At 62.7% G+C, this 25,293-nt stretch carries 25 protein-coding genes, 1 tRNA gene and 1 pseudogene; 12 read left to right on the forward strand and 15 right to left on the reverse strand.

The window, feature by feature from the left end; translation table 11 throughout:
- Nucleotides 1-29: 29 nt before the first annotated feature.
- Nucleotides 30-335 (reverse strand): hypothetical protein, encoded by a 306-nt coding sequence (locus D8Y22_RS17910; protein WP_141466053.1) that lies wholly within the window; start codon nucleotides 333-335, stop codon nucleotides 30-32.
- Between the two features lie 27 nt (nucleotides 336-362).
- Entirely contained in the window at nucleotides 363-899 is a 537-nt protein-coding gene (locus D8Y22_RS17915; protein ID WP_141466054.1) for a hypothetical protein, read from the reverse strand.
- A 101-nt stretch (nucleotides 900-1,000) separates the two neighbouring features.
- Between D8Y22_RS17915 and D8Y22_RS17920 the strand changes: the two genes are divergently transcribed.
- From D8Y22_RS17920 to D8Y22_RS17935, 4 genes and pseudogenes are all read left to right on the forward strand, one after another.
- A complete protein-coding gene (locus D8Y22_RS17920) occupies nucleotides 1,001-2,428 on the forward strand; it encodes an NAD(P)H-hydrate dehydratase (protein WP_141466055.1) in 1,428 nt (475 codons plus the stop codon).
- Complete coding sequence (gene moaC, locus D8Y22_RS17925; RefSeq protein WP_141466056.1) at nucleotides 2,421-2,951, forward strand: cyclic pyranopterin monophosphate synthase MoaC; 531 nt, start codon at nucleotides 2,421-2,423, stop codon at nucleotides 2,949-2,951. Before D8Y22_RS17920 ends, moaC begins: the two co-directional genes overlap by 8 nt.
- 14 nt (nucleotides 2,952-2,965) lie before the next feature.
- Nucleotides 2,966-3,795: pseudogene (locus tag D8Y22_RS17930) on the forward strand (NAD(P)H-dependent flavin oxidoreductase).
- 65 nt (nucleotides 3,796-3,860) lie between these two features.
- On the forward strand, nucleotides 3,861-4,259 hold the full coding sequence (locus tag D8Y22_RS17935) for a DUF7534 family protein (RefSeq protein WP_141466057.1): 399 nt from the start codon (nucleotides 3,861-3,863) through the stop codon (nucleotides 4,257-4,259).
- Between the two features lie 39 nt (nucleotides 4,260-4,298).
- Here the strand turns inward: D8Y22_RS17935 and D8Y22_RS17940 are convergent, their stop codons facing one another.
- The 5 genes from D8Y22_RS17940 to D8Y22_RS17960 all read right to left on the reverse strand — a co-directional run bounded on the left by D8Y22_RS17940 (nucleotide 4,299) and on the right by D8Y22_RS17960 (nucleotide 7,972).
- On the reverse strand, nucleotides 4,299-5,042 hold the full coding sequence (locus tag D8Y22_RS17940) for a beta-ketoacyl-ACP reductase (RefSeq protein WP_141466058.1): 744 nt from the start codon (nucleotides 5,040-5,042) through the stop codon (nucleotides 4,299-4,301).
- A gap of 103 nt (nucleotides 5,043-5,145) precedes the next feature.
- The gene (gene phaC, locus D8Y22_RS17945; RefSeq protein ID WP_141466059.1) at nucleotides 5,146-6,555 is read right to left on the reverse strand and encodes a class III poly(R)-hydroxyalkanoic acid synthase subunit PhaC; all 1,410 of its coding nucleotides are present in this window, start codon (nucleotides 6,553-6,555) and stop codon (nucleotides 5,146-5,148) included.
- Nucleotides 6,552-7,103, reverse strand: coding sequence for a poly(R)-hydroxyalkanoic acid synthase subunit (locus D8Y22_RS17950; RefSeq protein WP_141466060.1), 552 nt, complete (start codon nucleotides 7,101-7,103; stop codon nucleotides 6,552-6,554). The genes phaC and D8Y22_RS17950 overlap by 4 nt, the downstream gene beginning before the upstream one ends.
- 43 nt (nucleotides 7,104-7,146) lie before the next feature.
- Nucleotides 7,147-7,632 carry a hypothetical protein gene (locus D8Y22_RS17955; RefSeq protein ID WP_141466061.1) on the reverse strand — a complete coding sequence of 162 codons (486 nt, stop codon included), beginning with the start codon at nucleotides 7,630-7,632 and terminating at the stop codon, nucleotides 7,147-7,149.
- Nucleotides 7,633-7,645: 13 nt separating this feature from the next.
- Nucleotides 7,646-7,972, reverse strand: a complete 327-nt coding sequence (locus tag D8Y22_RS17960) for an AbrB/MazE/SpoVT family DNA-binding domain-containing protein (RefSeq protein WP_141466062.1) — start codon at nucleotides 7,970-7,972, stop codon at nucleotides 7,646-7,648.
- A 260-nt stretch (nucleotides 7,973-8,232) separates the two neighbouring features.
- Here D8Y22_RS17960 and D8Y22_RS17965 point away from each other — a divergent pair, with 260 nt between their 5' ends.
- The 3 genes from D8Y22_RS17965 (at nucleotide 8,233) to cdd (ending at nucleotide 11,060) form a co-directional block, all read left to right on the forward strand.
- Entirely contained in the window at nucleotides 8,233-8,865 is a 633-nt protein-coding gene (locus D8Y22_RS17965; RefSeq protein WP_141466063.1) for a MaoC family dehydratase, read from the forward strand.
- A gap of 297 nt (nucleotides 8,866-9,162) precedes the next feature.
- Nucleotides 9,163-10,548, forward strand: a complete 1,386-nt coding sequence (locus D8Y22_RS17970) for a phosphohexomutase domain-containing protein (RefSeq protein WP_141466064.1) — start codon at nucleotides 9,163-9,165, stop codon at nucleotides 10,546-10,548.
- Between the two features lie 104 nt (nucleotides 10,549-10,652).
- The gene (gene cdd / locus D8Y22_RS17975) at nucleotides 10,653-11,060 is read left to right on the forward strand and encodes a cytidine deaminase (protein ID WP_141466065.1); all 408 of its coding nucleotides are present in this window, start codon (nucleotides 10,653-10,655) and stop codon (nucleotides 11,058-11,060) included.
- Nucleotides 11,061-11,105: 45 nt separating this feature from the next.
- Here the strand turns inward: cdd and D8Y22_RS17980 are convergent, their stop codons facing one another.
- The gene (locus D8Y22_RS17980) at nucleotides 11,106-12,815 is read right to left on the reverse strand and encodes an AMP-binding protein (RefSeq protein ID WP_141466066.1); all 1,710 of its coding nucleotides are present in this window, start codon (nucleotides 12,813-12,815) and stop codon (nucleotides 11,106-11,108) included.
- Between the two features lie 25 nt (nucleotides 12,816-12,840).
- Nucleotides 12,841-13,215 (reverse strand): hypothetical protein, encoded by a 375-nt coding sequence (locus tag D8Y22_RS17985; protein WP_141466067.1) that lies wholly within the window; start codon nucleotides 13,213-13,215, stop codon nucleotides 12,841-12,843.
- A gap of 59 nt (nucleotides 13,216-13,274) precedes the next feature.
- Here D8Y22_RS17985 and D8Y22_RS17990 point away from each other — a divergent pair, with 59 nt between their 5' ends.
- Nucleotides 13,275-14,099 (forward strand): nucleoside phosphorylase, encoded by an 825-nt coding sequence (locus D8Y22_RS17990; RefSeq protein WP_141466068.1) that lies wholly within the window; start codon nucleotides 13,275-13,277, stop codon nucleotides 14,097-14,099.
- A gap of 79 nt (nucleotides 14,100-14,178) precedes the next feature.
- Here D8Y22_RS17990 and D8Y22_RS17995 read toward each other — a convergent pair whose 3' ends face one another.
- The 4 genes from D8Y22_RS17995 to D8Y22_RS18010 all read right to left on the reverse strand — a co-directional run bounded on the left by D8Y22_RS17995 (nucleotide 14,179) and on the right by D8Y22_RS18010 (nucleotide 18,171).
- A complete protein-coding gene (locus D8Y22_RS17995; RefSeq protein ID WP_141466069.1) occupies nucleotides 14,179-15,561 on the reverse strand; it encodes an APC family permease in 1,383 nt (460 codons plus the stop codon).
- A gap of 109 nt (nucleotides 15,562-15,670) precedes the next feature.
- The gene (locus D8Y22_RS18000; protein ID WP_141466070.1) at nucleotides 15,671-16,435 is read right to left on the reverse strand and encodes a mechanosensitive ion channel family protein; all 765 of its coding nucleotides are present in this window, start codon (nucleotides 16,433-16,435) and stop codon (nucleotides 15,671-15,673) included.
- Between the two features lies 1 nt (nucleotide 16,436).
- Nucleotides 16,437-17,249, reverse strand: coding sequence for a diadenylate cyclase DacZ (gene dacZ, locus D8Y22_RS18005; protein WP_141466071.1), 813 nt, complete (start codon nucleotides 17,247-17,249; stop codon nucleotides 16,437-16,439).
- A gap of 837 nt (nucleotides 17,250-18,086) precedes the next feature.
- Nucleotides 18,087-18,171: transfer RNA gene (locus tag D8Y22_RS18010), tRNA-Leu, on the reverse strand.
- A gap of 441 nt (nucleotides 18,172-18,612) precedes the next feature.
- Between D8Y22_RS18010 and D8Y22_RS18015 the strand changes: the two genes are divergently transcribed.
- Nucleotides 18,613-18,921: a transcription initiation factor IIB family protein gene (locus tag D8Y22_RS18015; RefSeq protein ID WP_141466072.1), complete on the forward strand. Its 309-nt coding sequence runs from the start codon at nucleotides 18,613-18,615 to the stop codon at nucleotides 18,919-18,921.
- A 401-nt stretch (nucleotides 18,922-19,322) separates the two neighbouring features.
- On the opposite strand, the gene D8Y22_RS18020 is transcribed toward D8Y22_RS18015, so the two are convergent.
- Nucleotides 19,323-19,805 (reverse strand): phosphopantetheine adenylyltransferase, encoded by a 483-nt coding sequence (locus D8Y22_RS18020; RefSeq protein ID WP_141466073.1) that lies wholly within the window; start codon nucleotides 19,803-19,805, stop codon nucleotides 19,323-19,325.
- A gap of 134 nt (nucleotides 19,806-19,939) precedes the next feature.
- Here D8Y22_RS18020 and D8Y22_RS18025 point away from each other — a divergent pair, with 134 nt between their 5' ends.
- Nucleotides 19,940-22,195, forward strand: a complete 2,256-nt coding sequence (locus D8Y22_RS18025; RefSeq protein WP_141466074.1) for an NADP-dependent malic enzyme — start codon at nucleotides 19,940-19,942, stop codon at nucleotides 22,193-22,195.
- Between the two features lie 296 nt (nucleotides 22,196-22,491).
- Complete coding sequence (locus D8Y22_RS18030; RefSeq protein WP_141466075.1) at nucleotides 22,492-23,883, forward strand: outer membrane protein assembly factor BamB family protein; 1,392 nt, start codon at nucleotides 22,492-22,494, stop codon at nucleotides 23,881-23,883.
- A gap of 180 nt (nucleotides 23,884-24,063) precedes the next feature.
- Here the strand turns inward: D8Y22_RS18030 and D8Y22_RS18035 are convergent, their stop codons facing one another.
- Nucleotides 24,064-24,498, reverse strand: a complete 435-nt coding sequence (locus D8Y22_RS18035; protein ID WP_141466076.1) for a universal stress protein — start codon at nucleotides 24,496-24,498, stop codon at nucleotides 24,064-24,066.
- Nucleotides 24,499-24,677: 179 nt separating this feature from the next.
- Between D8Y22_RS18035 and D8Y22_RS18040 the strand changes: the two genes are divergently transcribed.
- Nucleotides 24,678-25,293 (forward strand): IS607 family transposase (locus tag D8Y22_RS18040; RefSeq protein ID WP_141466077.1); only part of this gene is annotated, 616 nt, incomplete at its 3' end.

A 25,293-nucleotide genomic window follows, 5' to 3' on the forward strand; every position in this document is an offset into this window, starting at 1 on the left:
CCCGGTCACGAACGCCTGGCTGTTCCCGGTCACCGGAGGCTGAATCGGTTTGTCCGGTTGCCGTCGTCCGAACGGTTGCGATCCGACCGACTGCGAGCGGCGCCGTCGTCCTCGAGGCGCTCGTCGTAGATGTCGATGTGGTGGATCGCCTGCGGGGAGAGCAAGCGATTTCCCTCGAGTTCGATCCAGCCGTTTGCGTGGGCGACGATCGGGTCCTCGTAGAGCGGTTCCTCGGCGTCAGCGGCGTCGTAGATGACGACGTCGCGATACGCGGAGGTATGCGGGTTCACGTCGTCGGTGGTGATCGATTCGGGGGCGGCGAATGGCGGAAACATCGTCGTGATACCGTGACGACAGGTGGCCTAATGGGTTTTCTCATCCGTTGGCTCGAGCGCCTTCGGCGAAGATGTCTCGGAACGATACTGCTCGAGCCACGGCGGCTCGTCGGTGTAGCGCCACTCGGCCCAGTCGGCCTTCTCGCCGGCGTAGTAGGCCCGATAGGCGCCGATAGGATCGCCGGGTCGTTTGTACTCGTCGGGCATCGCCTGGGGCCGCGGCGTCGGCTCGTCGCTCGGGAAGTCGATCGCAGCGGGATCGATCTGCTCGATGACCTCCCAACTGGCGTGATCCGCGTCCTTCTCATAGCGCTCGACGAACTCCGCGTTGAGCGCGTCGGCGTGTTCGCGAAGGCACAGCCAGTTCGCCCGCGATTCCGTCGCCCACTGGGTCACGGGGTGGTCGACGTGGGTCGGCTGGTAGAGGAACTCGGCCTCGAGGCCGTTCTCGCGCGCAGCGGTACAGAGCACCTGTGCGGCCTCGAGCAACAGTTTGTTGATGTGCTGATCGCAGTGATAGCGGGCCGCGAGCCGCGGATCCTCGTCGAGCCAAAAGACGTTCACACTTGCATTCGTGGGCCCGATCGCTTGAGCATATCGCCACCGTCTTGATCGAGACCCGTCAGTCCGCAATCTTCAACGGTGGGCCCGTCGAATTTGGCGCTATGATTACAGGCGAACGGATGGCCGCCGTCGACGAGAACGCCGCGGCGCTCGGGGTGCCCAGAAAACAGTTGATGGAGTCGAGCGGACACGCCGTTGCTCGAGCGGTTCGGGATGTCGCGGAACCGGGGGCATCGGTGACGATCGTCGCCGGCCGCGGAAACAACGGCGGCGACGCCTTCGTCGCGGTTCGCTTTCTCGAGGCCTACGACGTCACCACCCTCCTGCTCGGTCGCGGCGATCGCATCGGCACGGCGATCGCCCGCGAAAACTGGGACGCGCTCCAGCAGGCCGACTACGACACGCGCGAGGTGGCGGACTCGAGCGAGTTCTCGCTGCCCGCGAGCGACATCGTCGTCGACGCGATGTTGGGAACCGGAATCAGCGGCGAGTTGCGCGAGCCAGCGGCGACCGCCGCCGACGCGATAAACGACGCGGACGCGACCGTCGTCTCGGTCGACGTGCCCTCGGGGTTCGACGCCGAGGCTGGCGAACACGCCGATACCGGTGTGGTTGCCGACCACGTCGTCACGTTCCACGACACGAAGCCTGGGCTCGAGAACCTGAAAGCCGAGATCACCGTCGCCGACATCGGTATCCCGGCAGCCGCCGAGCGGTTCGTCGGTCCCGGCGACGTAACCCTCGCTCGTCCCGACGGTCGCGAGGGACGGCCCTACGTGATCGGCGGCGGGCCCTACACCGGCGCGCCGGCACTCGCCGCACAGGCCGCGCTGCGGGCCAGCGCCGAACTTGCCTTCGTCGCCGCGCCCGAAACGGTTAGCCGCGAGATCCAGGGCTACAGCGAAGACCTCATCGTGCAACCGTACGAGAGCGAGGTTCTCACGCCCGACGTGGCCGAGGATCTGCTCGAGACCGCCCAGCAGTACGACAACGCCGTCGTCCTCGGACCGGGATTGGGCACCGACGAGGACACACTCGCGGCCGCCAAGCAGTTCCTCGAGTCCTTCACCGGTCGCGTCGTCGTCGATGCGGATGCCCTCGAGGTCGTGCCCGATCTCGAGACCGAGGCGACGCTGATCTGTACGCCGAATCGGGGCGAACTGGCGCGGATGGGCGGGCCGGATACCGACGATCTGGCTGCCGTGGCCGCCGAGATCGAAGCCTTCGCGGCCGAGCTGGGCCACGTCGTGCTCGCGAAGGGTGGGACTGACGTGATCACCGACGGTGAGCGAACGCGACTCAGTCGCTCCGGCACTGTCGGCATGAAAGTCGGCGGTACGGGCGACACGCTCGCCGGCATCGTCGCGGCGCTGCTCGAGCACGCGGACCCGCTCGAGGCCGCGGCCGCGGCCGCCCACGTCAACGGCCTCGCCGGCGAACGACTCGCGGCGACGGAGGGACACGGATTTCTCGCGTCGGAACTCCTCGAGGAGATTCCCGCGGTCCTGTGGGGTAAGAGCGATGTCTGAGGATCCGTCCGCCGCCGAGGGGTCGAACCCGGAGCCGAGAACCGACGCCGCAGAAGACCTGACGCATACGACCGAGGATGGTGATGTCCAGATGGTCGACGTCGGCGACAAGCCGGACAGCGAGCGTCGGGCGGTCGCGGTCGGCGAGATCCGGCTCCAACCGGGGACAATCGAGGCGATCCGCGGTGACGAAGTGGGGAAAGGCGACGTGCTCGCGACGGCCCGTATCGGCGCGATCCAGGCCGTCAAACACACCTGGGAGACGATCCCGATGTGTCACCAGATACCCATCACCAACGTCGACACCGCGTTCGACCTCGACGACGATCGGATCGAACTCCGCGTCGCCGTCGAGACGACCGGGAAGACCGGCTGCGAGATGGAGGCCCTCGAGGGAGTCACGACCGGGTTAAACGTCGTCTGGGATATGGTCAAGGCCGTCGAAAAGAACGAAAGCGGCCAGTACCCCGAGACGGGCATCGAGAACGTGCGAGTACTCGAGAAGGCGAAACACGAGACTTGACGAGGTGCTTCGGCGTGACACACAACAACCGCCTCTGTGAGGCGATCGGTATCGAGTACCCGATCGTGCAGGCGCCGATCGGAAGCGCGACGACACCCGAACTCGCCGCGGCAGTTTCCAATGCGGGCGGTCTCGGCCACCTCGCGGTGACCTGGCGCGACCTCGAGGCGACCCACGAGGTGATCGTCGCAACGCGAGAGCGAACCGAGGCACCGTTCGCGGTCAACCTCGTGCTCGACGACGCGACGACCACCGTTCCGACGGACGAACACCTCGAGGCAGTCCTCGAAGCGGGGGTAGACGTCGTCTCGTTTTCGTTCGGCAGCGCAGCGCCCTACGTCGATCGAGTTCACGAGGCGGGCGCGACGGCGATGGACGCGGTATCGCGGCGGCGCTCGCGCTCGGTGCCGACGGCGCGTGGCTCGGGACGCGATTCCTCGCGACGGATGAAGCCCGAATTCACGATCGCTACAGAGCGCGACTCCGCGAGAGCGACGAGACGGACACCCGCTACACCAGGTTGTTCGACAAAGGCTGGCCAGGTACGCCACATCGAGTACTCGAGAACGAGACCCTCGAGCGCTGGGACGCTGCCGGCGAACCAGCTCCCGGTGATCCACCCGGCGAGGACGACATCGTCACGACTACCGACGCTGGCGAGTCGATCGAACGCTACGACGAGGCGCTCGCGACGCCGGATCTCGAGGGCGACGTCGACTCGATGGCGCTGTATGCCGGCCAGAGCGTCAGCCTGACCGAGGAGAGCCGACCTGCCGAGGCGGTGCTCGAGCAACTGATCGCGGAAACGGACGACGCACTCGCTGCAGCGTCTCGGCTGCGCTAACGCCGAATCGAAGCGGTCCCGAAACCGTGGTCTATTAGTTGCCCGACTGAAACGAGTGATGAACGATGGAGGCCGATCCGCTCTCCGTGCTCGCCCTCGCGTTGCCGCTGGCCATCGCGCTCGGCGGGCTCTGTCTCTGTTATGCGATCAGTGCCGACGCGGCCGCTCGTGGCGCGAGCGGATTCGGCTGGGGACTGTTCGCGTTCGTCGCCCTGCCGATAGCCGCTCCGATATATCTGCTCTACAGAACGCAACTGCCGGATCGAGACCAGATCGGCCGACGCGAACGCTGGCTCGGTACGATTGGGATCGGGACGGTCACTGCAGTCGGCATTTCGTCGGTCGTCTCGCCGCCGGATCCGTTTACGCTCCTGTTGTACGTGCCGCCACTGCTGATCGTTTCCGTTCCACTCGCGTTCGTCCTCTGCTACGAACCGGGGTGGCGAGCGATCGCCGCCACATAACGAGGCGGCAAATCCGTGTTCGGTGTGTCGGACGCTTTGTTACAGGTCCATCCCACCGTTGACGTCGATCACTTCGCCCGTAACGTAGGCCGACTCCTCGCTCGCGAGGAAGCGAACGACCGCGGCGATATCCTCGACTTCGGCTAACCGCTCGAGCGGGATGCCCGCGACGATCCGATCGAGGACCTTGTCAGGGACGCCCTCGACCATGTCGGTCCTGGTGAACCCTGGTGCGACGCAGTTTGCGGTCGAGCCGCCCTGTGCCAGCTCGAGGGCGATGGTTCGCGTAAAGCCGAACATCCCACTTTTGGCGGCGGCGTAGTTGGCCTGCCCGAAGTTGCCCTGCTTGCCGACGACGCTCGAGATGTTGATGAGGCGGCCGTCCTCGGCGTTCCAGATGTCGTCGAAGAACTCCTGTGTGGAGTTGAACATCCCGCCGAGATTGACGTCCATCACGCGGTCCCACTCCTCGCGGGTCATCTCCGTAAACTGTTCGTCAGCCGTGATCCCGGCGTTGTTAACGAGGACATCGGCCGGACCGAACGCTTCGTGGCAGATCTCTCTCATGTGGGTGACTTCGTCGCGGTCGCTCACGTCGGCCTGTGCGACGACGGCGTTTCCGCCGGCCGACTCGATCGTCTCGACGACGTCGTGGGCCTCGCCCTCCGACGACCGGTAGTTGATGACGACGTTTGCCCCTTCTCGTCCGAGATGTTCGGCGATCCCTCGCCCGATACCACGCGCCGATCCTGTGATGACGCAGGTGCGTCCCTCCATGGACATACTATTCCATTGTATCCCACGCAATAAATAATGGACTGTCGACCATCGACTGCACTCCAGCGATGTGGCGAGTTCGAACCCGTCGACGAACTGGCGATCGACGCTATCGCTGTCGAGCCTGTTCGATCCAGTCCTCGAGTCGACTCGGCGCGATTCCGGTTTCGCTGGCGAGCTCTGCAACGGGAGCGCCAGCGAGGTCGTCAAACGAGTCGACGCCGGCCGCAGCGAGGTCTTCGGCGTAGGCCTGCCCAACGCCGGAGAGGTCCGTGAGGTCGTCTTCAGCAAGACCCTCATCGCTCTCTTCGACAGCGAGATTGCCGCTTCCGTCGGTGAGATCCGCCGGACCGGATTCGTCACCGGCGACATCTTCGGCGAGGGCGGCGTCGTCCTCGACAGGATCCGGCGTTGCAGGCTCGGCCTCGACATCGCCCGTCGAACGGGCTTCGAACCAGTCACAGACCTGCGGCCAGAGTTCGTCGTGGCTCCGCGAGGAGACCGACATTCCGATGTGGCCGGTCGGGAACTCGAGGATCTCGGTGTCCGCGGACGGAATAACGTCGTTGAACGGCTTCGAGGCCGCCGGCGGAATGAGGTGGTCGTACTCGGCGGTGATCTGGAGGACGGGCATATCGATGTTTTCGATATCGACGTGCTCGCCGCCCAGGTAGAGTTCGTTCTCGTGAAGCTTGTTGTCCTGGTAGATGTCCCGGATGAACTCCTCGTAGGCCGTCCCGGCGACATCGATTCCCTCGTCGAGCCAGCGCTCCATCCGGGCGAAGTTCTCGACGAAGTCCTCGTCCTCCATGTTGTCGTAGAACCGGACGTACTTCGTCACGTTGTTCGCGACGGGATCCATCAACGCGAAGCCGACATCTAAGAACTCCGCCGGAACGTTGTCGAAGGTCTCGGTGACTCGCTCGGGATCGTAGTAATCCTCGGCGCCCCAGAGTTCGAGGACACCGCCGTCGCCGGCGAAACAGAGTCCCGAGGCCATCAGTGCGAGGTTTTCGACTTTGTCGGGATAGAGCGACGCGTACATCGCCGACTTCGTCCCGCCCATACAGTAGCCAAGAATGTTGATCGCGTCCTGCCCCGATCGATCGCGGACGACATCGACGCAGTTGTCGATGTAGCGGTTGACGTAGTCGTCGAGCGACAGTTGGCGGTCGAGTTTCGAGGGTTCGCCCCAGTCGACCAGGTAGACGTCGAAGCCGGCCTCGAGCAGCGTTCGGACGACCGAGCGTCCGGGCTGAAGATCGAGGATATAGGGCTTGTTGATCAGCGCGTAGACGATGAGAATCGGGATGTCGTGTTGCTCGTCGGTCTGGGATTCGTAGTGGAGCAACTCGAGCTTGTTCTCCTCGTAGACGATGTCACTCGGCGTCTGACCGACCTCGATGTTCTGGATGGTTTCGGTACGGTCGGGCGCAACCTGGGTCTTGTCGGCCAGGTCGGCCGCGCTCTCCCAGGCCTGCCGTTGAAAGTCCAGTACGGTTGCGTATGGGTTTCTCATTGGTCGTCTTCGAGGTGTTCGAGAACGCGGTCGAGCTTTTGCTCGACGTCGTGTTGTCGGCGCTCGAGTTCGACGAGTCGGTCGCCGACCTCGAGGACATCATCTTCGGTCGCAAAGCCGAGCGTTCGCAGGGTTTCCTGGGAGGCTTCGTCGGCTTGCTGTTGGAGTTCGAGGACATCACCGACGGTCTCGCCGGTCATCCGTGCGAAGGCCGTCGTCGACATGACGTCTTTGAACGCCTCGTTGGCCGTGTTGAGCCAGACGTCGCGGAATTCCTCGATGTCGACGTCTTCGCCTTCAAGCGAGTCGTTCATCCGCTCGACCATCTGCTGGGAGGCGTTCATCCACGTTTCGTAGGCTTTCGCATAGCCCTCGACGCCTTCCGAAACGTCGTTGTCCTCGCTCATCTCGCCGACGGTTTGGGACCAGCTCTCGACGAACTGGGCCTGTGCCTCGACGTTGTCCTCGAAGGTTTCGAGAAATTGTTCGTTCCACTGTTCGACGAACGCGTTCCAGTTGCCCGCCTGGGGCGGCTGTGAGTCTGACATAGGAATCTAGTTGAGTGGTGGACGTAAAAAGACCCGAGTCGGTTTAAGCCGAAACGTCGAACTCGTCGGTGGCGTCTTCGACGTTTTCGGCGACTGTCGTCACGTTCTGCTCGACCTGTTCGTGAGCCTCGAGAAACGAGTCGAACGAGCTGTCGACGGCCTCGGCGTACTGGCCGGCGAACTCGTCGTAGGCGGCTTCGGATTCCGCGACGGCCTCGGTCAGTGCCTCGAGGGACTGGGTCTGGGCGTCGGTCGCGGAGTCGACGCTCTCGTCGACGAGTTCACGGAGCTGCTCGAAATCGGCGGCATCTTCGGGCAGCGACTGCTCGAGCGCGTCGAGGGTCGCGTGTACCGACCCCTTCGTCAGATCGGCGTTCGATTCGACGAACGAACTCGAGTTCTCGAGGGCGGTTGCGACGGCGCCGATGGCGGCCGACTGCACCTCGAGGGCGTCGTGGGTGGCGTTCTGTGATTGTTCGATGGCGGTGCGCTGGGCGTCGAAGACGGCGGTGAATGCGTTCTGTGTCATTGTTGTGGTTGGGTTATGATTGGTCGTCTCGGTCGCGTTTGACCGGGACGACGATCGTCTGGACGATATCGCCCTCTTCGATGTCGAGGGCGTCCCGTTCCGGGCCGGGAATGCTGATCCGACCGCCGCTCTGGACGCGAGCTTTGAACGTCGCCGTGCCCATGTTCATCGGGCCGAAGGCAGACATCTCCTCGAGTGGATTCGCGCCCATCGACGACGTTTGGAACAACTGCTTCATCATCTCCTGCTGGGATTCGGCGACCTGCTCGCCCGCCTCTTGCATCTGTTCGGTGAACATCGAGGGCGGGAACCAGAGCGATCGGTCGGAGTCGTCCGTCATCATCCGAACGAACGAGGCGGTCGGTAATAAGTCTTTCCACTAAATACCATCTAATACCATCAGAGGGCATAGAATGGTTCGTATATCGTCTAGTGGTTGCAGATGGTTGCCGACGGATTTTCGAGCGGCTATCGGACAGCGTCAGTAGTAGACGAATCGGTGGGTGAAATTTGGTTACCTGACATGGGTGTCTGGGTTAGTAAAGCGTGAGTTGGTAAGCCAAAGAAGTCATTACTGCTCCAGCCGTAGCTTCGTTGTAGATGTCGAACCAGAACGCGGGACAAGAGAACATCGCTGCCATGACGAACGCGTGGACGTCGATGACACAGAGTTTCTTCCAAAGTGCGACGGCCGCGAACCGTGCTGCGGTCTCTGCATTGTTGTCTACGACCGGGGCCAACGAATCCAACGGCGATTCGATCCCTGCTAGCATTCCGTCCGTCGAACACTCCGATCTCGACTGGGCTTTCGAGCGATCCGTCGACGATGCCGACGAGATCGAAGTCGGCGACGTCGTCACCTTCGAGAAGACGCTGAGCGAGGACGACGTCCGTGCCTTCGCCGAAGTAAGCGGCGACACGAACCGACTACACTTAGACGAGGAGTTCGCCGCCGACACGAGATTCGGCGAACGAATCGTCCACGGCACCCTCGTCTCCGGACTCATCAGCGCCGCACTCGCACGACTCCCTGGACTGACCGTCTATCTGTCCCAGGATCTCGAGTTCAGCGGGCCCGTCGGAATCGGTGACCGCGTCTCCGCGCGCGTCGAAGTCGTGGAAGCCCTCGGTAATGCCCAGTATCGACTCGAGACGACGATCAGAAACGAGACCGAAGACGCGACGGTCATCGACGGCGAGGCCGTCGTCCTGATCGACGAACTCCCCGAGTAATACGGATTGCTGTACCGATGTCCCGGCGGTGAGTCGAACTGTGTGAGACGAGCCTCGGTTGCAGAGCGAAGCGAATCAACCGGTGCAACCGCCGTCGGAGTCGCGGTTGCGCCGGTAATGACGTACAGGAAACCGTATAATGCAGACTGGTCGGGTCGTCGTCAGCGTTCCAGCTCTTCGTTCCCGTGTCGTCCATCGGCGTTCGGTGGACAACGCCAGCGACGTGTCTGGTTTCGAGAGTCTCGCGACAGTCGCTTTCTCCAACAATATAAATAGTTCCTCGCGGAACGACCTGCCATGACCCTGTTCGGTACGGCTGGAATTCGCGGGCCGGTCGAAGAGATCACGCCCGCACTCGCGCTCTCGGTGGGGCAAGCCGCTGGCGAGCCTGGAGAATCGTTCGTCGTCGGACGGGACGGTCGGGAAACTGGACCGGCACTCGCCGCAGCGATCGAAGCCGGCCTCGAGAGCGCCGGCGCGGACGTCTCACGATTGGGGCAGGTGCCGACCCCGACGTTGGCGTTTGCCTCCCAGGGACGCACGGGCGTGATGATCACCGCGAGTCACAACCCACCCGAAGACAACGGCATCAAACTCTTCGGCGACGGCGTCGAGTTCGACCGCGACGGCGAACGAACGATCGCCCAAGCGGTCACCGGCGAGACGACCACGCCAGTTTCCTGGAACCAATGGGGCGAGTCCGATCAGCTCGAGATCCTCGACCACTACCGGGAGGCGGTCGATCAGTACGTCCGCGACCGGTTCGCTGTCGACGCGGTCGCCGCCGACGAGGGACCCCTGGACGGCCTCTCCGTCGCCGTCGACTGTGGCAACGGCGTCGGTGCACTGGCGACACCGCAGGTTCTCGACCGACTGGGTGCCGAGGTCGTCGCGCTGAACGCGACCGTCGACGGCCACTTCCCCGCTCGAAAGAGCAAACCGACGCCGGAGACGCTGACCGATTTCGCCGACTTTCTCGAAGCAGGTTCGTTCGACGTGGGCCTCGCTCACGACGGCGACGCCGACCGCCTCGTCGTACTGGGACCGGACGGCGAGGTGATCCACGAGGATACGATCCTCGCGGTCGTCGCAGCCCACTACACGGCCGCGAGCCAGGTTGCCGACCCCGTCGTCGTCACGACGCCCAACGCCTCCGCACGCATCGACGAGCAGGTACGAGACGCCGGCGGGCGGGTCGAACGCGTTCGACTCGGTGCGCTCCACGAGGGTATCGCGCGCGAGCGACGGCGCGGTGACGACGACACCGAGATCGTCTTCGCCGCCGAACCGTGGAAGCACATCCACACCGGCTTCGGCGGCTGGATCGACGGCGTCTCGAGCGCGGCCGCCGTCGCCGCCCTCGTCGCCGACGCGGGCGACACCGAGACGCTCCGGGAGCCGGTCACCGAACGCCCCTACCGAAAGGTGAGCGTCGACTGTCCCGACGAAGACAAATCGACCGTCATGGCCGAGCTCGAGGCCGCACTTCCCGAGGCCTTCCCCGAGACGACCGTCGACACTGACTACGGCGTGCGCCTCGAGTTCGACGATGCCTCTTGGATCCTCGTCCGCCCGAGCGGGACCGAGCCCTACGTCCGGCTCTACGCCGAAAGCGACGACGTCGACGCGCTCGTGGCCGAGGCTCGAGCGGTCGTCGAGACGACCGTCGCCGACATCTCCTGAGCCAGCTACAGACGGCTGAACACGACTGTTCCCCACGGCCAAGTCGTTTCCCGCCGCGCAGATCGGTCGGTGGCTTCTTGCCGTCACCTACAGAAGCAACACCCATGACGGACAACGACAATCAGGACCTTCTCGACGCCGCACGCGACGCCCAGTCGGCCGCCCACGTTCCCTACTCCGAGTACCCGGTCGGCGCCGCCCTCGAGACGACCGACGGCGAGGTCTTCGTCGGCTGTAATCTCGAGAACGCGAACTTTAGCAACAGTCTCCACGCCGAGGAGGTGGCCATCGCGGAGGCGGTCAAGAACGGCCACCGCGAGTTCAGCCGGTTGGCGGTCAGTTCCGAGCGTCGGGACGGCGTCACCCCCTGTGGGATGTGCCGTCAGACGCTCGCGGAGTTTTGCGGCGACGACCTGCGGGTGATTTGCGACGCTGGCGGCGACGAGGCACCGACGGCGTACACGCTCGGGGAACTACTGCCGGATACGATCACCGAAGCGATGCTCGAGTGAGGTCGAACTCGCCGTCGACGCGCGTCTCGAGTCCGGCGTCCGGAGTCAGGCGTAGTCGTTGGGAAGCCGTTCCCGGTAGGTTTTCCGATCGACCTTTCCGACGCTCGTTCGGGGCAGTTCGTCGACGAGGACGACCGATCGGGGCCGTTTGAACTCCGCGAGATGCTCGTCGGCCCACGACAGGACGGCGTCCTCGGTGACGCCGTCCGCCGGGATCACGTGGGCCTCGGGGACGTGGCCGCGACTCTCGTGTGGCCGCCCGACCACGAGGGCGTCCTGGACGAGCCCACTCTCCTCGATGGCGTACTCGACTTCGCGCGGGGAGAGGGTGTGTCCCGAGACCTTTAGCGTGTCCTTGCGACGGCCGAGGAAATAGAGGAATCCCTCCTCGGTCAGCCGGCCGACGTCGCCAGTGTGGAGGGCGCCATCCGCTTCGAGCACCTCGTTGGTCGCCGCCGGCCTGTCGTGATAGCCTGCCATCATCGACGGCGTGTAGAGGACGATTTCGCCCTCCTCGCCGACCGGCAGGACCTCGTTGGTCTCGAAGTCGCGAATCTCGACTTCGACGCCGTAGGTCGGCTGGCCGACGAATCCCGGTTCGACGCGCTCTATGCCCGCGGTGTTGACATCGCCGGTGTGGGTCTCGGAGAGGCCGTAGCCGCCCTCTTTCAGTCGAGCGCCCGTGATCACCTCCCACCGATCGCTGAGTGCCGCGGTGATGTTCGTCCCGAAGCTGGTACAGGTCATCGCATCCGATGTCGCCGATAACGACGTGAGGTCGTACTCCTCGAGTCGGTCGGACTCAAGTATCTCTTCGATCATCGGCACCGCGATCCAGGTGGACGTCACGTCGTAGGCATCGATGGCGGCCAGCATCGCCTCGGGCGTGTACCGAGGCAAGATGACGACGTGGTTGCCCGAGACGGCCTGGCCGTCGACGGTGCCGAGCTTGCCCGCGACGTGAAAGACCGGCATCACCGCCAGCTGTACCTCGTCGCGGTCGGGTCCTTGGTTGCGGATCACCGCCTTGTAGGTGACGTTCCAGTGGGAGTGGACGCAGGCTTTCGGCATCCCCGAGGTGCCGCCAGTGTACTGAAGAAGCGCACGATCCTCCGGCGAGGGTTCGGGGAGGTCACGTCGCGGGTCGACGGCCGTGACCGCGTCGGCGAACGGTCGCAGCGTCAGGTTACCCGGATTCGAGCCCTCCCAGTCGGGAATCGGTTTCTCCCCCGCGACGACCTCGTGGACCGGCAGGCGCGCGTTCGCTACGTCCGCGTACGTTCGGTACTGGACGGCAAAGCCGTCCTCGAGTGCAGTTTCGGCTGCTACCGATTCGACGTTCTCGAGGAGGTTCGTGTGGGCGACGATAGCCGAGGCCTCGTTATCCTCGAGGAGGTACTCGAGGACGACATCCCGAAGCTGGGGGTTCAACGGTGCGACCGTGAGGCCGGCCCGCTGGGCCCCGTGGTAGGCGATCCAGAACTGCGGGCAGTTCTGGAGGTAGAGCGCACAGATGTCGCCCGGTCGATGACCGCGCTCGTAGAGAACGGTCGCGAACCGATCAACGTGGTCGTCGAGTTCGCTCCAGGAGAGGGTGTGTCCGTAGAACGTCAGGGCCGGCTCGGTACCCTGGTCGCGCCCCTGCTCGCGAAGGTGCTCGTGGACCGGCGCGCCCTCGAGCGGGAACGTCGGCTCGCGGGGCAACACGTCGTCGGGCCAGGCGTCGCGTTCGACCCGAAACTCGGCTGTATCCATGCCACGCTGTTTCGTACCATATCGATTAATTGTTGGGGTCCTCGGCGCACTCGAGGGGCTCGCGAAGAATCGTCCGACGGCAGCGCTTTTTCTCGGTGTTCTCGTCACAGCTCGCGATAGGCTTCGCCGAACCAATTTGCTCCCAGGTGGCGTTGTGGGAACCCTCGTCGCACAGTCCCTGCATCTTCAGGTCGTCTTCGATCTCGCGAACCGACTCGAGTAGCGTCGCTGGCGGCCCGAGTTCGGGTCGGTTCTCGTCGACGGCGGCGTGAAACCAGGGTGCCGGCTTGCGAACAACGCCGACGAGAGTCGTCTCCGGCGATACGTCGACGAGATCGTGCTGGAGCGCCGCGACGTAGGTGTCCGACAGCGTTCCCCGCGTGTCCGGACCGGATTCCATATCAGGTGTACGGTCGTCCAGCAGTTATATTCGGCGTCGCGACGAATCGCCACTATTCCATGCCACGCGACAGCGAGGACCCTAACGCGGACGTCCAGTACCACCTCGAGGTCGGCCCCGACGATGTCACCGAGACCGTGCTCCTTCCGGGCAACCCCGAACGCCTCGAGACGATCGTCGAGGAGTGGGACGACCACGACATTCGGGCACACCACCGAGAGTATCGAACGGCGACGGGGACGACGGGCGGAACGCCGATCTCGGTTACCTCGACGGGGATCGGCAGCCCGTCGGCGGCGATCGCCGTCGAGGAACTCGCCCGCGTCGGCGTCGAGACGTTCGTTCGCGTCGGCTCCTGTGGCGCGTTGCAGGCCGAGATGGCCGTCGGCGACCTCGTGATCAGTACCGGCGCAGTTCGGCAGGAAGGAACTAGCGACGAGTACGTCCGCGAGGACTACCCCGCTACGGCCGATTACGAGGTCGTCTCGGCGTTGATCGCGGCCGCCGAACGACTCGGGTACGACTACCACACCGGGATCACGATGAGCGCCGACTCCTTCTACGCGGGCCAGGGACGGCCGGGTTTCGAGGGGTTCGAAGCCGCCGGCTCCGACGACCTGGTCGACCAACTCACGGAGGCCAACGTCGCGAACATCGAGATGGAGGCGAGTGCGATCTTCACGCTCGCGAACCTCTATGGCTTGCGTGCCGGCGCGGTCTGTACCGTCTACGCCAACCGCGAAACCGGCGAGTTCGCCACCGAAGGCGAGTCGAAAGCGTCCGAGACCGCAACGCTCGCGACACAGTTGCTCGCCCGGATGGACGCGAAAAAGCGCGCGGTCGGCGCCGATCGCTGGCACGCCGGGCTCTCGCTCGAGGAGTGAGACGAGTCGGGGTCGCGTTTTCCCGGTGATCGCTCGAGCGAGTCCGCCGATCAGCGGCCCAGAACGCCACCGGCCCGTTTCAATCTGCCCGCTCTTTTTCGCTCTCGTGGAGTTCGCCCATTCGGCCTTTGAGATCGACGCCACGGTTCGCGAACCACCGGACTCGAGTCCGGTAGAAGACGTAGCCAAGCACCATCCAGCCCGCGAGGGCGGCGACCATCACCGGGAGTTGCGTCGAGACCAGCACCCAGAGGAAGCCGGCGGAGACGACGGCCCCGACGGCGACGACTTTGAGCACCACTGGTGGCAACTTGTACAGCGAGTACTCGTAGCGCTGCGGGTAGCTCTTTGGGAGGTTCCACAGCGAGACGCCCGCGATGATGAGCCCGAACAGAATCGTCAACGAAAGCGCGATCGAGAGGGTGACGGTCCCGGGCGAGACGGGTGCGATCAACAGCGGCGGGATACCAAGCAAGAGGACGGCCACGTGGGGCGAGTCGAATCGGTCGTGGACGCGTGCGATCGGGGACGGAATCACGTCGTCTCGAGCGGCTCGCATCAGCTGTCGCGAGTAGGCCGTGTAGGTCATGTTGATCGACGTGAGCGCTCCCATCGCCGCGGCGACCAACACCAGCGCAGTCAGCGGTGCCGGGAAGTGCTCGAGGGAAACCTGGGCGACGGCGGCATCCATACCGGCGAGATCTTGCCAGTTAGCCACGCCCACGAGGACGGTGATGAGGCCGACGAGCAAGAACAGCGAAACCGCGGCCGAGAGGCCGAGCACTCGAGGAATGTTTTTCGCCGGGTTTTCCATCTCCTCGCCGATTTCGACCACGAGTCGAAAGCCCCGTAGCGGGAAGTAAAGCGAGACGACGGCGACGATGACGGGACCGACACCTGCCGGAAACAGCGGTTCGTAGTTCCCGGCATCGACCTGAAACGTCCCGGGGACGATGAACGCGAGCATGCCGACCGCGATAAGCGACACCATCACAAACTGAACGATGGCGACCATCTTGATCCCAAGGACGTTCAGCACGATAAACGGGACGAGCAACGCATACACGAGTGCAAGCTCCGGCACGTCCGGAACGACCGAGACCGCACTCGAGACGAACCCGACGTACTCGGCGAACCCGAAGCCGATAAACAGCATCCCCGCCCAGACGCCGGGGATCGTGATCCAGGGTAACAGAAATCCCCAGAACGGCCCGACGAGACGCGATGCGTACACGTAACTGCCGCCGGCGACGGGAATCGCGCTCCCGAGTTGCAACGAGAGCAAAATCCCGAAAACCAGCGGGATCATCGCGAGTAGCAATGCGACGATGATCCCTGGCCCGACGTCACCAGCGAGTGGCCCCGGGAGGACGAACGCGCTGACGCCGATGACGTTCCCGATAATGAGCGCTGTCCCGCCGAGGATGCCGACGTTGGAATCGATTATGCGATGCTCTGGCATTGCCTGCGTACCAGTTCAAGTAACGAAAGCTCCTGTGGAATAAGGTTACGATTAACAACCAGAAACGTTCTTCTCGTTTATCGACGCTCGAGCGGATTCCGCGTGATGGTCACTCCCGGACGCGGACGATTTCTTCCTCGAAGACCTTCCGGTTCGGTACGATGTACTCCTCGGAGTCGTCTTCGATCTTCGTCACGAACAGATCGACTTCCTGAACGATCCCCGCTTGGTCGCCGATCCGGATCCGGTCACCGATTCCGTAGGGTTGGTTTAACAACAGGTAGATCCCGGCTGCACTCGAGACGAGAAAGTCCTTAAAAGCGAACGTGCCGACGACGACTGCACCGGTGGCAATCACGGCAAGCAGGATGAGCAACGGCAGGACGTAGACGCCGATCTGGCCAAGCGCGATGAGAAATGCCACGTACAAAACCGCGTATTTGACCAATCGAGGGATCACCGAAACCTCCGGCAACTTGACGCTGCGCAGATATTCGCTGACGATCAATTCGGCCTTGTCGGCGATAATAAAGCCCAGAATGAGCACGAGCACGGCGATGAAAACCTGCGGGAGATACTGCGTCACCTCGAACCAGAACGCGTCGGTGTCGAGCAACTGTGCGATATGAATCGCAGTCAAGACGGCGATCCCGTAGATGAACCACGAACTCAGCCGGGCGACGATCTCGACCGTCGACGTTCCGAGCGACTGAGCGGTCCGTTCGAACGGCGTTCCTTCGACGGCGTCTGGCACACCCGAGGCAGAGAGTAACTCCTTGTTGAGTCGCCCGACCAGATAGCCGACGACGAGTCCAAGCGCCAACACCGCCGCTGCAATGACCGCCGGCTCGTCGATCAGCGTCTGCCACTCCATATCAGTACGCCTCCGGGTCGACCTCCAGAATGAGTTCACCGGCTTTGAACGCCCGAACGAGTCCGTCACTCTCCGAGAGGACGATCGCGATGGCGTTCGTATCCCGCGTTATCGCCCCACCAGCCATGTGACGGGCACCTAACCCTTTCGGAATATCGACACCCTCCGCGGACGGCTCGAGGTAGCGATACGCCGAGACGAGTTTGCCCGCATCGGAGATGACGAACGCGCCGTCGAGTCGCGAAAACTCCTTCAACATGACGTTCACGATCGGATCGCCGACGTGGACGTGAGACTTCTCGAAGGGATTGTACGACAGCGGCCGGGACTTGTTCATCACCTTCCCCGCGTCGCCGACGATGAACAACGCCCCGACAGGCTTGCCCTTTTGCCCTTTCTTGCCCAGTTCGATCGCTAACTCGAGTACCGACTTGATGACGGCCGGCTCGGCGCGCGATTTCGCGAACAGATCGTAGATTCCCGTATGGGCGTCTGCATCGGCCCGTACTCGAGAGACCGTATCGATGTCGTCGCTGAACACGCTCGTCGCACACGCGAGGTCGTCCCCGTCGTCGATCACGTCCTGTTCGAGTGCGCCCTCGATGCCGAACCGAACCCGTTCGGACACCTCGTCGAACTCGAGGGGTAACTCGACGAACGTCTCCGCACCCACGTCGTTTTCCGTGCCGACGACGACGACATCGGAATCCTCTCCCGTCGTGAACCGCTCGTAGTAGGACCCGCTCGGCCCAAAGAGCATGATCGCATCGACACTCGAGAAGATGTCCCCGAACACGTCGTCTACTCCGGCCATTGCTCATACAAGTCTCGCCTGCGCGAATAAGCGTTGTGGGGATGTCTGACGCCTGGCTGTCGTCTTCGGGATCGCTACGGTTTTGACCCACGGACTCGATGGTCCGTAATTCGACGACGAACACGGCACTCGTTATAGTAACAACTGCAACTAGTTACACACTGATCGCACAGCTGTCGTGCGATCAGGTCTGCAGTGACGAGGTCGTCACGCTGAGACTCGAGTCGGTGTTGGGAGCTTTATCAGTATAGCATTCCACCCCACAATCCAGATGGGTATATGTAATCATTATAAATTTCGAACAAGTCCTATACCGGTCGGGACGTAAGTACATCTGATGACATCAAACAATACCGAACCCGATCGAATCAACCGACAGAAGGGGACGCTCTTCTGCTTCGACTGTGAGTACAGAGGTCATTTCTCCCGAGACTGGCTCGAAGTCTGTACCGGTAGTAGTTGCTCCCTCATGTGTCCCAACTGTGGAGCAGAAATCGATCAGCGATCGTCCCAACAGCCGCGTCCGCCTGCAGAGGCAGATTAACACCCACTCATACGGATTACTGTACCGATGTCCCGGCCCAGCCGCCGCCCGGGTCGCGGCTGGGCCGGAACTGACGTACAGTAAACCGTATCAAAAGTCAACAACCCTGACCACAAGGGTCGGGGTATCCGCCTCGACTGCTCGATGAAATATCGTTCGGAAACGTGTTCAGTTCGCGGGACTGGATTCGAACCTCGTCGAGACGGTCGTCCTCACTTCGTTTGGACGCTGCGACTCGTCTGGTTCGAATTCGCTGATCGCATTCTCCGCTCACGACCGTAGTTCGCGGAGAATGCGCGGGACCGGATTCGAACCGGCGGACCCCTACGGGACAGCGTCCTAAGCGCTGCGCCGTTGGCCTAGCTTGGCTACCCGCGCCCATCTCCGGTTTTTGGCGAATCGAGTAAGAACCTGTCGATCCGTCCTACCCATGTTTTACCGGCTCTTCGGGCGACCAGTCCGGGGGAACAATAAAGGTGACGTGCTCGGAATCTCGAAGTTGATGTAGCTCCGCGGCCTGTTCGGCCAGCGATCGATCCCGGTACGGCATCTCGAGGCCGCACCCGGTACAGACGAGCTTGCAGGTTGGCTCCTTCATGACGGACGCGCCCGGTCTAATCGGACCACAGGCGTCGGATGCTGCTAGAACACCTGTCTGCTTTAGTAGTCGTCTCCTAGTGATAGCGGCCCCAAACCGCCGTCTTCGTTACTCGATCGTAGCCGTTCGTTGGTTCGAGTAGCACGATATTGCCACCTCCACGTGAACTATTACCATGATTTGGCCGGACATTTATCTCAGTTGCACCAGTACTAACCCGTATGTATAGCGCCCGTGATCGGGTCGAGTACGAGTCGTGGCTCGAGGAACTCGAGGTGATCGCAGACCGTCTGGAGTTATCACCCGATGCACAGTCGTGTGCGACGGAGCTCTTTCTCATGGACGTCCCCGACGCCGATCGGTCGAAACGAGCGGTGCTCGCGGCTAGTCTGTATGCCGGCTCGCTGGTCGCCGGCGAGGGTCGAACCCAACAAGCAGTCGCCGACGCCGCCGACGTCTCGCGGTTATCTATTCAGAGTCGCTGGAAAGACCGACTCGAGGCAGCCGGCCTCGAGCCGCCGGGATGGTAATACTGCCGGACAGAACTATTGTGAACGTTTGCCGCTTCTCTCCGGCGAATGCCGTTATTGATTTCCGACCGACAGTATAAGGACAGTCCGACCAACCGTTTCGTGGCTCATCCAGTTCCTGATTCCCGCAAGCGTCAGGAACAGACGCCGTAAGTGTACGATACGAAAACAAAATTGTGGCGGTTGACAGTGGAAATTATCGTCGACAACTGACCGTCGCGCGACGGTGGCCCAGACCGGGTTCGACTGCTGTTCCAAGCGTCGACTGATGAGTGACAGCTAGCATACGCCGATGGGCCCCATCGGTGCTGTCTTAGAACGCTATTTCCCGCTCCGACCGACATACCGCCGAAACGACGACCGTCTGTGGGTTCGCCGGAAATGACTTCCAGTAAACCGTCTCAGGTGTCGGTACCGTCAGTGTCCTCGACGACGTTCCCGTGTTCGTCGATTTCGCCGTGGACGATCCGCGTACTCGAAATAATATTGCCATCCTCGGCCAGCTTGTGAGGGACGACGACAATCTCGAGTGGATCGTGGCCCCGCTCCTGACGGATCTCGTTGATCCGTTCCCCCCCGCCTTTCGTCTCGGGAGAGACGACGAGATAGTCGAACTGCGGTTCGGTTGCGATACCGGTCGGCGACTCGAGTTCCCGGACTTCGAACGCCCGGTCGTAGTCGGCGGCGATCGACTCGAGTTCGGACTCGAGTGCCCGCTTGCGGTGCTCGAACGATCGAACGCTGCGTTCGACCGATCGCGTTTTCGGTGCGAGGTCGTCACTCGTTAGTCCAACAGTCACGTCCCCGAGTTCGAACGCCCGCTCGAACAGTTGCCGATGACCGTCGTGAACGGGGTCGAACGTCCCACCAAGCGCGACGTCCATACGACCCCTGAGTTTCGCGGCCCGTATAAAACGGTCGAATCCGGGGATTCGTTCTCGAGTCGCATCCAGTAATTCGACAATCGACGAACCTTCCCTTCGCATTGTTTTTTAAGCTCTCACACAGTGTTGCTGGTATGGGACTAGACGAGGACGCGTTGGAGTATCACCGAACTGATCCACCCGGAAAGATCGAGATTTCGACGACGAAATCGACGAATACACAGCGAGATCTCTCGCTCGCGTACTCACCCGGCGTCGCCGCACCGTGCATGGAAATCGACGCGGACGAAACCGACGCCTACACGTATACGGCGAAGGGGAATCTCGTCGGCGTCGTCTCGAACGGCTCTGCCGTCCTCGGTCTCGGCGACATCGGCGCACAGGCATCGAAGCCAGTGATGGAAGGAAAGGGCGTCCTATTCAAACGTTTTGCCGATATCGACGTCTTCGACATCGAGCTCGACGAAGCCGATCCGCACAAGCTCGTCGAGGCCGTCAAGATGATGGAACCGACCTTCGGCGGCGTCAATTTGGAGGATATCAAAGCACCGGAGTGTTTCACGGTCGAGGAACGGCTGCGCGAAGAAATCGACATTCCGGTCTTTCACGACGATCAACACGGTACGGCGATCATTTCGGGTGCAGCACTGCTCAACGCCGTCGACATCGCCGGGAAGGATCTCGAGGATCTCGAGATCGTCTTCTCGGGTGCCGGTGCGAGCGCGATCGCGACCGCTCGCTTCTACGTCTCGCTTGGCTGTCGAGCCGAGAACATCACGATGTGTGACTCGACTGGGATTATTACCGAATCCCGCGCCGAGGCTGGCGACGTCAACGAGTACAAACAGCAGTTCGCCAGCGACGTCCCCGACGGCGACCTCGCAGACGCGATGGAGGGTGCGGACGTCTTCGTCGGTCTCTCGATCGGTGGTATCGTCTCCCAGGAGATGATCCAGTCGATGGGAGCGAATCCGATCGTCTTCGCGATGGCAAACCCCGATCCAGAGATCGGCTACGAGGAAGCGAAAGCGGCCCGCGACGACGAGGTCATCATGGCCACCGGCCGCTCGGACTACCCGAATCAGGTCAACAACGTGCTGGGATTCCCCTTCATCTTCCGCGGTGCACTCGACGTCCGCGCGACCGAGATCAACGAGGAGATGAAAGTCGCCTGCGCTCGCGCACTCGCGAGACTCGCCCGCGAGGACGTTCCCGACGCCGTCGTCAAAGCCTACGGCGACGAACCGCTCCAGTTTGGCCCCGATTACATCATCCCGAAACCGGTCGATCCACGGGTGCTGTTCCGCGTCGCTCCCTCGATCGCCGAAGCCGCCATGGAGTCCGGTGCCGCCCGCGCCGAAATCGATCTGGAGGAGTACGAGGAGGAACTCGAGGCCCGCCTCGGCAAGTCCCGCGAGATGATGCGGGTCGTCCTCAACAAGGCAAAGAGCGAACCGAAGACGGTCGCGCTCGCGGAGGGAGAAAACGAGAAGATGATCCGCGCAGCGTACCAGATTCAGGAACAGGGAATCGCGCTGCCGGTGCTCATCGGCGACGAGAGCGAGATCAGCCAGACCGCGACTGACCTCGGGCTCGACTTCGAGCCCCAGATCGCGGATCCGACCGCCGGCGACTACGACAACTACGGCGACCGGCTCCACGAGATCCGCCAGCGGAAGGGGATCACCCGCACGGAGGCAGCCGATATGGTCGAACGCGACTCGAACTACTTCGGGAGCGTGATGGTCGAGCAAGGTGACGCAGACGCCCTGTTGACGGGACTCTCCCATCACTACCCCTCGGCACTGCGACCGCCGTTGCAGGTGATCGGCACCGCCGACGACGTCGACCACGCCGCCGGCGTCTACCTGCTCGCGTTCAAGAACCGTGTCATCTTCGTGGCCGACGCGACCGTCAACCAGTCGCCCGACGAGGACGTCCTCGCGGAAGTGACCAAACAGACGGCGAAACTCGCCCGCCGCTTCAACGTCGAGCCACGCGCCGCCTTGCTCTCGTATTCGAACTTCGGCAGCGTCACCAACGAGGACACCCGCCGACCTCGAGCGGCCGCGCAACTGCTGCAGGACGATCCCGAAGCCGACTTCCCCGTCGACGGCGAGATGCAAGCAGACACCGCCGTCGTCGAGGACATCCTGCAGGGGACCTACGGCTTCTCCGAACTCGAGGAGCCGGCGAACGTGCTCGTCTTCCCGAACCTCGAGGCTGGCAACATCGGTTATAAGCTGCTCCAGCGACTCGGTGGCGCAGACGCCATCGGGCCGATGCTCGTCGGCATGGACGAACCCGTCCACGTCCTCCAGCGAGGCGACGAGGTCAAAGATATCGTGAACCTGGCGGGAGTTGCGGTCGTCGACGCCCAGCAAGAGTAGCACAGCACCCGCGAGCGAACAGTGTGAGCGAGCGGATTTTTGGTGGAGATTTTTGCGCGAGTGGCGAGCGAAGCGAACCCGAGCGGAAAAAGGTCCATCTGTGAACCTGGCGGGAGTTGCGGTCGTCGACGCCCAGCAAGAGTAGCACAGCACCCGCGAGCGAACAGTGTGAGCGAGCGGATTTTTGGTGGAGATTTTTGCGCGAGTGGCGAGCGAAGCGAACCCGAGCGGAAAAAGGTCGGTCTGTCGACGCACAACAAGAGTAATAGCGAGCGACGCCCCACCCTTTCGTAACTGTGGTCGATGGGATCAACGGTGACGGACTCGCCAGGCGCCAGTTCCTGTCGCTCGCTGGAACGGCCGGTACCGTCGGGCTCGTCGGTGTCTCCGGACGGCGCTACCGGCGAGAACCGGACTGTACGGCCGTCCGAGAGGGGGCGACTCGAGCGGACGGCTACGTCCCGTTGCCGGCCGACGACGAGATCTCGATGTTTCGGCGTGGGCTCCGGCGGTACGGCTACTATCCCGACGTGACCGTTCCGGAGACCGTCACCGTCGACTGGTCGATGCCGGTCAACCGCATCGGCCACACTGCAGCCAAGTCGACGCCGCGACCGATGCCTGACGGCGAGACAATTCTGGTCGCCGGCGACGACGGCCGTGTTCACGCCGTCACCCCGACCGGTGAGCGCCGGTGGGAACTCGAGACGGCTGCCGGAACCAGCCTCGGCTTTCACGGAACCCCGGCGATCGTCGGTGACACCGCCTATATCGGCGGCTACGACGGTGCGCTCTATGCCATCGACATCGAGCGCGGGGAGATACACTGGCGAACGCCCCCGCGAGCGTTCGGCGGGGCGATCGCGATCGGCTCGAGTCCGGCCTATCTCGACGGGCAACTGTACCTGTTCGCGGAGTACAGCAATCCGCCGAGTGGTGCGCTGTGGGCCGTCGACGCCGGAACTGGCACGCCGGTCTGGAGCGACGACCGCCTCTGGGGGATGCCCCATCCCTCGCCCGCGATCGACTGCGAGACCGGTCGACTTGTCGGCGGGTCGAACGACGGCGTCGTCTACTGCTGGGAGTATCCCTCACTCGAGTTCGCGTGGTCGTTTCAGACGGGTGGCGAGGACGGCCCGGACGGCGACGTCCAGGCCGACGGAGCGTTCCGGCTGGGCGCCGAGATCAAGGGGACGACGCCGGTCTACGACGGTGCGGCGTTCGTCGGCTCCTGGGACGGCCGATTCTATCGGCTCGACCTCGCCGACGGCAGCGAGGACTGGTCGTTCGAAACCGGCCAAGTCGTTATGTCGAACCCGGCGATAGACCCGGACGAAGGCGTCGTCTACGTCGGCGGCGACGACCGTCGGATACACGCACTCGATGCGGACAGCGGCGAGAATCTGTGGTCACACAACGTCCACGGTAGCGTCATCGGCTCGGTTACAACGACAAGCGAGGCGATTTTGGTCGGCTCCTACGACGGACACCTCTACGCCCTCGAGAAAGAAAGCGGCGACCGACGGTGGCGCATCGAGAATCGAGGACACGTTACGGGGGGTGCGATCCCGCGAGACGGCCGCATCTACTACGCCGAGCGCGGCGTCTTCTCGAACTATTACGACGATGACGAGCCGACGGTGCTCGAGGAGCCCGGCCACGCGTACTGTCTCGTCGCTGACTCGTAGGCAGGTCCCGTCGGCAGTCGGGCAGCGGTGGCACGTATCGACGCGGCGAACGAGCCGTTAGCTGTAATTGAAGGCGGTAACCCCCTCCCTCAGCGAGCGAAGCGAGCAGAGAGGGGATACACCGCCCGCACGACTTTCTTTCATCTGAAGGGTAGCCCGAGCGCGGTAGGGCGGAGTAGTTCACGACGACACGACTTTCACCGGACGGTCGCTGTCGAGGATGATCGCCTGGGTGACGCTGCCAAACAGTACCTTGCCGACCGGCGATTGGCCGCGGGTACCGACGACGAGTTCGTCGACATCGAGTTGGTCGGCAATGTCGATGATCGCTGCTGGCGGGTTCCCGGTTGCGCTGTTGACTCTCGTCTCGATACCGGCGTCTGTCAACCGTTCGAGCGCGGTCGAGACGGTCTCGGGAAGATCATCGAACTCGTCGCGGTCGGTCCGAATCTGGCCGATCTGGACGTCGTCGCTGTCGGCGAACTCGAGTTCTTTCCGAACGTGTAAGAGTTCGACTGTCACGTCGTCGGTGACGCTCGGAAGATCGAGTACTGCATCGATCTGTGCCTGTGCACGTTCTGCCTGCTCGTCGACCGGCACGAGAACGGAGTACATACTGCAAGGAACAGAGCCAACCTATATTAATCTCATGCTGATTCCAGCGAATCGCTCGAGACAGAGCGGCGCCATTGCCGCTGGGACAGTCAGCACAACGTTGAACCCGTTGGGGTAGTGTAACTGTTACAGAATCCAGTATCTATAAGTTTCTACTAGTAGTAAACAGTAACATCAGGATGCCACGGTCGTTCTCGATTGGTGAGTTCGCGGACGAACTCGGTGTTCACGTCCAAACCGTCAAACGCTGGTGTCGCAATGACGACCTCGATTACACCCGAACACCGGGCGGTGAACGTCGGATTCCACACCGAGAACTCCGCCGACTCGCAGGCGACACTCGTCCAACAGACCGTGTTGCCCTCTACGCCCGCGTCTCAAGCCACGGCCAGAAAGACAACGGCGACCTCGACCGCCAACTCGACCGGCTCACAGACTACGCTCACGACCACGGCTGGAGCGTCGAAAACACCTATACCGACGTTGGCAGCGGCCGCAACGAAGACCGCCGTGGCCTCAACTCCCTCCTCGATAACATACAGGAAGCCGACTACGGGCGCGTCCTCGTCACCTACGAAGATAGACTCACTCGCTTTGGCTTCTCGTATCTCAAACGGTACTTCGACTGTTACGGCGTCACAGTCACCGTCATCGAAGACGAGACGGACAAATCTGCACAGGAAGAACTCGTTGACGATCTCATCAAGCTCGTCGCCAGCTTCAGCGGCAAACGCTACGGCATGCGCTCATCGAAAAAACAACAGGTCGTCAATACCGTCGAATCAGCGGTGAAAC

The sequence above is a fragment of the Salinadaptatus halalkaliphilus genome (genome assembly GCF_006543045.1).
GTDB lineage: Archaea > Halobacteriota > Halobacteria > Halobacteriales > Natrialbaceae > Salinadaptatus > Salinadaptatus halalkaliphilus.

Coding starts and splice junctions, on each gene's coding strand:
- D8Y22_RS17910 (WP_141466053.1), bottom strand. CDS start 335: ATGTTTCCGCCATTCGCCGCCCCCGAATCGATCACCACCGACGACGTG.
- D8Y22_RS17920 (WP_141466055.1), top strand. CDS start 1,001: ATGATTACAGGCGAACGGATGGCCGCCGTCGACGAGAACGCCGCGGCG.
- moaC (WP_141466056.1), top strand. CDS start 2,421: ATGTCTGAGGATCCGTCCGCCGCCGAGGGGTCGAACCCGGAGCCGAGA.
- D8Y22_RS17935 (WP_141466057.1), top strand. CDS start 3,861: ATGGAGGCCGATCCGCTCTCCGTGCTCGCCCTCGCGTTGCCGCTGGCC.
- D8Y22_RS17940 (WP_141466058.1), bottom strand. CDS start 5,042: ATGTCCATGGAGGGACGCACCTGCGTCATCACAGGATCGGCGCGTGGT.
- phaC (WP_141466059.1), bottom strand. CDS start 6,555: ATGAGAAACCCATACGCAACCGTACTGGACTTTCAACGGCAGGCCTGG.
- D8Y22_RS17950 (WP_141466060.1), bottom strand. CDS start 7,103: ATGTCAGACTCACAGCCGCCCCAGGCGGGCAACTGGAACGCGTTCGTC.
- D8Y22_RS17955 (WP_141466061.1), bottom strand. CDS start 7,632: ATGACACAGAACGCATTCACCGCCGTCTTCGACGCCCAGCGCACCGCC.
- D8Y22_RS17960 (WP_141466062.1), bottom strand. CDS start 7,972: ATGACGGACGACTCCGACCGATCGCTCTGGTTCCCGCCCTCGATGTTC.
- D8Y22_RS17965 (WP_141466063.1), top strand. CDS start 8,233: ATGTCGAACCAGAACGCGGGACAAGAGAACATCGCTGCCATGACGAAC.
- D8Y22_RS17970 (WP_141466064.1), top strand. CDS start 9,163: ATGACCCTGTTCGGTACGGCTGGAATTCGCGGGCCGGTCGAAGAGATC.
- cdd (WP_141466065.1), top strand. CDS start 10,653: ATGACGGACAACGACAATCAGGACCTTCTCGACGCCGCACGCGACGCC.
- D8Y22_RS17980 (WP_141466066.1), bottom strand. CDS start 12,815: ATGGATACAGCCGAGTTTCGGGTCGAACGCGACGCCTGGCCCGACGAC.
- D8Y22_RS17985 (WP_141466067.1), bottom strand. CDS start 13,215: ATGGAATCCGGTCCGGACACGCGGGGAACGCTGTCGGACACCTACGTC.
- D8Y22_RS17990 (WP_141466068.1), top strand. CDS start 13,275: ATGCCACGCGACAGCGAGGACCCTAACGCGGACGTCCAGTACCACCTC.
- D8Y22_RS17995 (WP_141466069.1), bottom strand. CDS start 15,561: ATGCCAGAGCATCGCATAATCGATTCCAACGTCGGCATCCTCGGCGGG.
- D8Y22_RS18000 (WP_141466070.1), bottom strand. CDS start 16,435: ATGGAGTGGCAGACGCTGATCGACGAGCCGGCGGTCATTGCAGCGGCG.
- dacZ (WP_141466071.1), bottom strand. CDS start 17,249: ATGGCCGGAGTAGACGACGTGTTCGGGGACATCTTCTCGAGTGTCGAT.
- D8Y22_RS18015 (WP_141466072.1), top strand. CDS start 18,613: ATGTATAGCGCCCGTGATCGGGTCGAGTACGAGTCGTGGCTCGAGGAA.
- D8Y22_RS18020 (WP_141466073.1), bottom strand. CDS start 19,805: ATGGACGTCGCGCTTGGTGGGACGTTCGACCCCGTTCACGACGGTCAT.
- D8Y22_RS18025 (WP_141466074.1), top strand. CDS start 19,940: ATGGGACTAGACGAGGACGCGTTGGAGTATCACCGAACTGATCCACCC.
- D8Y22_RS18035 (WP_141466076.1), bottom strand. CDS start 24,498: ATGTACTCCGTTCTCGTGCCGGTCGACGAGCAGGCAGAACGTGCACAG.